Source organism: Methanophagales archaeon, from assembly GCA_021159465.1.
In the GTDB taxonomy this organism is placed as follows: Archaea; Halobacteriota; Syntropharchaeia; order Alkanophagales; family Methanospirareceae; genus G60ANME1.
Genome location: JAGGRR010000019.1, coordinates 1 through 6247 on the forward strand (window position 1 = coordinate 1; position 6247 = coordinate 6247).

The window sequence follows — 6247 nt, forward strand, 5'->3', positions numbered from 1 at the left end:
ATCAAGCATCAAGATGAGCTGGGCAATATGGATAACAGGTTTACCGGGTAGTGGTAAGACCTCAATAGCGCAGAAAGTGCGCGATATACTGGTAGACGCTGAAGTAGACGTGAAGGTGCTTGAGCTCGATGAGATAAGGCGATTTATAACACCAGAGCCATCATATTCGGAGAAAGAACGTGAGATTGTATATGCTGCTCTGGTTTATATGGCAAAGTTGATGGTGATTGAATGTGGTAAGCCGGTGATAATAGATGCCACGGCGAACAGGAGTAGATACCGAGCGAGAGCCCGTAAGAGCATCCCTAATTTCGCAGAAGTGTACGTGAAGTGCTCTCTGGAGACATGCATGAAGCGGGAGAGTACCAGGATAGCGGTACATGCACCTGCCTTCATCTATAAGAAGGCAGTGGATGAAGGAGCGACAGTACCAGGTGTAAATGTACCGTATGAAGAGCCTTTGAATCCTGAGGTTATTGTGGATACAGAGAGGATGTCCGTGGAAGAGTGTGTGGACAAAGTAAAAGAGTTTATAGAGGAAAAAGGCTGGTTGTAAGTTTTTAATACGCGTTTATATTATATTTATTTTATGTATAGTGAAGATGCCCGTAATAAGATTGCCTTATAGTGATTTGGAGAGCCTAACAGGAATAAGCATTGAGCGGATAAAAGAGCAAATGCCGTTGATGCCCGCAGATGTAGAACGTGTAGAATCGGAGTATATGGATGTGGAGTTCTTCCCTAACCGCCCGGATTTATTCAGTGTGGAAGGTGTCGCTCGGGCGTTAAGGCAATTTCTGGAGGTTGAGCCCGGGTTGGTACATTACGAGGTGGAGAAGTCAGGCATCGAGATGGTTGTAGACCCTTCGGTAAGGGCAGTTCGACCCTATATCGCTTGTGGTGTTGCGAAGGATGTTCATCTTGATTCAAATGCAATAGAATCGTTGATGCAGCTTCAAGAGCATTTGCACCGTGGAATCGGTCGAAACCGAGCGAAGATTGCGATAGGCTTGCATGACCTTAAGAAAATAAAACCACCATTCAAATATCTCGCGGCAGACCCTGGATTCGCTTTTATACCACTTGATTATAAAGAAGAGATGAGCCTGTCAGAGATCTTAGCACGGCATCCAAAAGGTGTTGCATACGGTTATATTCTCAAAGGTAAGGATAAATATCCATTGATTCTGGATTCCATAGGAAATACCCTATCTTTCCCTCCTATTATCAATGCCGAGCTGACAAGGGTGACCGAATCCACCACAGACATATTCATAGATGTTACCGGCATGGATATGAACGTCTCAATCGCCCTTAATATCGTAGTTTCTGCACTCGTTGAACGCGGTGGACGAATCCAATCGGTATCAATACACTACCCGGATGGGGATAATGAAACCCCGCGTTTAGAGCCCAAGAAGATGGAGATATCAATGGACGATATCAACTCGCTTATTGGTATAGAACTGGGGGAACAAGAGTGCAAACGGAGCTGTGCACGGATGGGGTTTGATGCAAAGGTCATTCCCGGCGGCAAGATAGAATTGAAAATGCCTGCCTATCGGTATGATATAATCCATACCCGGGACATAATTGAGGATATAGCCATTGGGTATGGTTATAACAGGATAAAGCCAGAGAATCCCACGACCTCAGTTTCAGTTATAGGCGAGGAGCATCCAGTTGAGGAGCGTAAGAGCATAATAAGAGAGATTATGACCGGATTAGGCTATTTTGAGGTGATTACTTTCATATTGACCTCAGCGAGGAAGCAGTTTGAACTGATGCAGCGAGCACAGGACAAGGAATCTGGTGCTATAAAGGTTGCATCACCTATCAGTAGCGAGCTTACAATGCTACGATGTTCGATATTACCGAATTTGCTCGAAATCCTTGCCTCTAATAAGCATCGGGACATGCCACAGCGTATCTTCGAGGTTGGTCCCGTAATAAAGGACTTCAAGGAGCAAGAGCATCTTGCTTCTCTATCTATACATGCAACTGCTAACTTCGCGGAGGTTAAATCGGTGGTGGATGCAGTGCTGAAGGAGCTGGGTCATGGTAATGGAGATAGAGATGGAGCAGTAGAGGTGGTGGAGTCTGCTGATGATGCCTTCTTAGCAGGCAGACGAGCAGATATAATGATAGATGGCCATAAAAAGGGCGTATTTGGCGAGATACACCCTCAGGTGCTCCTCAATTTCGGGCTGGACTATCCGGTTGTTGGATTTGAACTGGATGTTTACTAATAAACTAAAGAGAATTAAAGAGAATGTGGTGATGAAAGCGATAGAAGTGGAGAATTTAACAAAGCGATTTGATAATAGGGGTGGTGCTATCGTTGCTCTTGACCACATATCTTTCAATGTGGAAAACGGAGAGATATTTGGAATGCTTGGACCAAACGGTTCAGGTAAGACAACCCTGATAAAGACATTGACCACGCTACTGAAACCCACTTCTGGATTTGCAAGGGTTGCAGGTTTTGATGTCACTAAGCATAAAGATAGTGTGAGAGCAGCTATAGGGGTCGTATTTCAAGAACCCGCTCTTGACTGGCGGTTGACAGGCAGGGAGAACCTGGATTTTCATGCGAGGATGTATGGCATGAAGCGAAAGGAGCGTGAGGAACGGTTAGAGAAGGTTTTAAAGCTCGTCGAGCTGGAAGATAAGGCTGATTTGCTCGTGGATAAGTACTCAGGTGGTATGAAACGTCGTCTGGAACTCGCGAGGGGGTTTATGCATCATCCCGGAATCCTGTTCCTGGATGAACCTACCCTGGGGTTGGATACGCACACAAGGAGGACGATATGGAATTATATAAAGGAGTTGAACAGAGAAGAGGGTGTAACGATTGTATTGACCACGCATTATATGGAAGAAGCGGATTATCTCTGTGACCGTGTGGGAATCATGGACCATGGTAAGATAATCGCTCTTGATAGACCGGAGAACCTGAAGAATTTGATAGGCTCGGATATGGTTAGTCTGGAGCTGAACAATGCCGGTGATGCCGATAATATAGAGGTATTCAAGAAGCTCGATTTCATACGCAATATGAAAGTGTATCACAACTATGTGATATTGAAGATGGAACGAGCGGATATTAGAATACCTGCGATTATGGAGCTCGCAGCACGTGAGGGGATAGAGATAAGAGCGGTGAATTTGAGGAAACCAAGCCTGGAGGATGTATTTCTGCATTTCACAGGAAGAGGGATAAGGGAGTAAATAAAGAATAAATCTTTAATTTTAAAATTAAAAATGCGTGAGGATATTGATATTAAAGAGAGGACAGAGTGACCCAAATAAGCAGCAGCGGGGAGTGGACTGAGAAGTACAGACCAGCGAAGTTGAGTGAAGTTGTGGGCAATGATAAGGCGATAGGCGAGTTGCGAGCATGGGCAGAGGCTATTAATATCGGTACTGAGAGTGCAAAAGTGAAGAGAGCAGCTATACTCCATGGGCCACCTGGTTGTGGTAAGACCTCTGCAGCTTATGCGCTCGCATCTGATATGGGCTGGGAGGTTATAGAGCTGAATGCTTCAGACCAGAGGAATGAGGGAGTGATAAAGAGCATTGTGGGTCATGCTTCCCGGAGTAACACGTTCAGCAGAAGGACACGACTGATCATTCTGGACGAAGCGGACAACCTGCATGGTAAGGAAGACCGTGGAGGAACAAGAGCGATAACAGAGATAGTAAAGAAGAGTTCACAGCCTGTTATCCTGATTGCAAACGATTTATACAGGATGGGTAAAGCATTACAGCGAAATTGCAGACTGATTCGTTTTCAAAGGCTAAGACCAGAACGAATCTATCGTGTGCTCCGCAAAATATGCATCAGAGAGGGTATAGATGTGGAAGATAATGTATTGTATATCCTGGCAAGCAATGCAAATGGTGATTTGAGGTCAGCGATTAACGACTTACAGGCACTCTCACTCTCTATATCATCAGGTGGTGAAAGAGTAGAAGAGGCGGATATAGTAACGGGCGAGCGAGACGCTAATGAGACTATATTTGAAGTTCTGAGGAAGATATACTCACCTGTGACTGTGACGGACATCCGGGAAGCTATCGCATCGCTATATTCACTTGATAAGACGCCAGAGGAGAGTATAAGCTGGGTCTACGAGAACCTGCCGAGCGAGCTGATGGAAGATGCAGATATATTGCATGCCCTGCGTTACCTCAGTAGAGCGGATATCTTTTTAGGCAGGACACGCAATCGTGAGAACTTCAAATTCTGGCGTTATGCTTCCAGCCTGATGGTTTGTGGCGTATCCTTTATGCGCTACCCCCGTATTCGTTTCAGGTCGCCCTGGCAGCGAGGAGTTCGGGCTGCGGATAGGAGACATGAACCGATAACAGATGAGATAGCAGCGAAGATAAGTGCCTACTGCAAAGTCCCGCAGAGCTATGCCAGGTTTTATATACTCCCGTTTATGAAGTTCTTCTTCAAAAACCACCAGAAAGCGGTTACTATAACGCAGTTACTGCGGCTGGACATACCACAGATCGCGTTCTTGACCAACGATACCAAAATAGCGAAGCGCGTGTACCAGGATTCCATAACCCTAACAAAGGGAGATGGATATGATAAGCATAAGCATATCGGTGAGATAAGCGAAGCGAATGTAGAAACGTCAGTAAAAGTAAAAGTAGAAGAAGAAAGAGTAGAAAAAGTACTAAAGGAAGAAAAAGAAGAAGAGGTAAGGGCGGAGGGAGATACAAAACAGAGATCTTTGACCGATTTCTTATCCTTATGATGTATGGGGTCGTGGTGATGTTGAATGAGGGCATATAAAGATAAGTTGAAGGAGACAGGAGCGCTAATAGAGATTAAGCACAGTGTGTCATCGCGCTACGAAGCTGCATCTATCGGACTGAAATATAAGGATAAGCCTGTATTCTTCCATGCTGTTGATGGCATCCACAGGGTCATAATGAATGCGGTGTGCAGTAGAGAGGTGCTGGCGGATTTGCTTGGCACAACACCTTATAATATCGCACCCTACCTCGCTGGATTACCGGAGAGCGGTGAAGGGGGTGAAGTGAGGATAATAGAGGATTCAGGGACGAAGGAGGAGATAGAAGAGCCTGATTTGAGTAAGTTACCCATACTGAGATATTTCAATGGTGATGGTGGTGCATATATCACGGGTGGTGTGGTTGTTGCGGAACTGGATGGTATACGCAATGCTTCCATCCATCGTATGTTGGTACTGGACAATAAGAGGCTGGCTGTGAGGCTCGTTCCGCCACGACACCTGTATAAGATGCATAGAGAGGCGATGGAACGTGGTGAGGACTTAAAAGTGGGGATAGCGATAGGTGTTGCGCCCTTGATCCTACTCGCGGCTGCAACACGGGTACCACCAGGCAGGGAGTTTGAATATGCATCGGTATTGATGAATAAGCCTGTGGAACTCTTCAGGCTGGATAATGGCGTGGCAGTGCCACATGCGGAGATTGTGATTGAGGGTTATATAAGCAGAGATAGGGCAAAGGAAGGTCCGTTTATGGATATCACCGGTACTTATGATAAGATAAGGGAGGAGCCTGTAATCAAGCTCACGAGGGTATATCATAGAAGGAATCCGATTTATCATGCCATAGTCCCTTCTGGTGCTGAACACAGACTGTTGATGGGTGTGCCCTATGAGCCACTAATATACAGGGCTGTGGAGCGTGTGGCACGGGTGAGGAATGTGGTACTGACAGAAGGAGGTTGTTGCTATCTACATGCGGTGGTGCAGATAGAGAAGGAGGTAGAGGGCGAAGCGAAGAATGCGATTATTGCTGCTTTTGCTGCACATCCGAGTTTGAAGCTCGTTGTGGTCGTTGATTCTGATGTAAACATATTTAAACCCGAAGAGGTGGAATACGCAATAGCGACACGGGTTCGCTGGAGTGAAGATGGGGTCACGATACCGGGTGTAAGGGGCTCGTCACTCGATCCATCCTCAAAGAATGGGGTAACTACAAAGGTTGGCATTGATGCAACCAGAGGTTGAGACGCTGCAATAGCAGCCTGCCCGCTTCCTATGAATGGGGCGTTGCGGGACCACACCACCTGTTGCGAAGCAACTGCGAGCACCACTTTCTTACGAGAACTTTCAAATTGCGACTGCCGTTTTGCGGGTATACGAAGTTCGACTCTTGCGGAATTTGGGCGGAGGTGCAAAGCACCGTAGCGTAATCGTATGTCCGATGTTATGCAATGTTGCTATGAATAATCATA

General features: G+C 46.1%; 6 protein-coding genes. All 6 read left to right on the top strand.

Going from position 1 to position 6247, the window contains the following annotated elements:
• Positions 1-556 (top strand): adenylyl-sulfate kinase (locus tag J7J01_00845; GenBank protein ID MCD6209438.1); only part of this gene is annotated, 556 nt, incomplete at its 5' end.
• A gap of 46 nt (positions 557-602) precedes the next feature.
• On the top strand, positions 603-2249 hold the full coding sequence (locus J7J01_00850; protein ID MCD6209439.1) for a phenylalanine--tRNA ligase subunit beta: 1647 nt from the start codon (positions 603-605) through the stop codon (positions 2247-2249).
• 31 nt (positions 2250-2280) lie between these two features.
• Positions 2281-3231 (top strand): ATP-binding cassette domain-containing protein, encoded by a 951-nt coding sequence (locus J7J01_00855; GenBank protein ID MCD6209440.1) that lies wholly within the window; start codon positions 2281-2283, stop codon positions 3229-3231.
• A 68-nt stretch (positions 3232-3299) separates the two neighbouring features.
• Positions 3300-4772 (top strand): replication factor C large subunit, encoded by a 1473-nt coding sequence (locus tag J7J01_00860; protein ID MCD6209441.1) that lies wholly within the window; start codon positions 3300-3302, stop codon positions 4770-4772.
• 24 nt (positions 4773-4796) lie between these two features.
• Positions 4797-6020, top strand: a complete 1224-nt coding sequence (locus J7J01_00865; GenBank protein ID MCD6209442.1) for a UbiD family decarboxylase — start codon at positions 4797-4799, stop codon at positions 6018-6020.
• Positions 6021-6054: 34 nt separating this feature from the next.
• On the top strand, positions 6055-6247 hold a 193-nt coding region (locus J7J01_00870; GenBank protein ID MCD6209443.1), incomplete at its 3' end, for a hypothetical protein.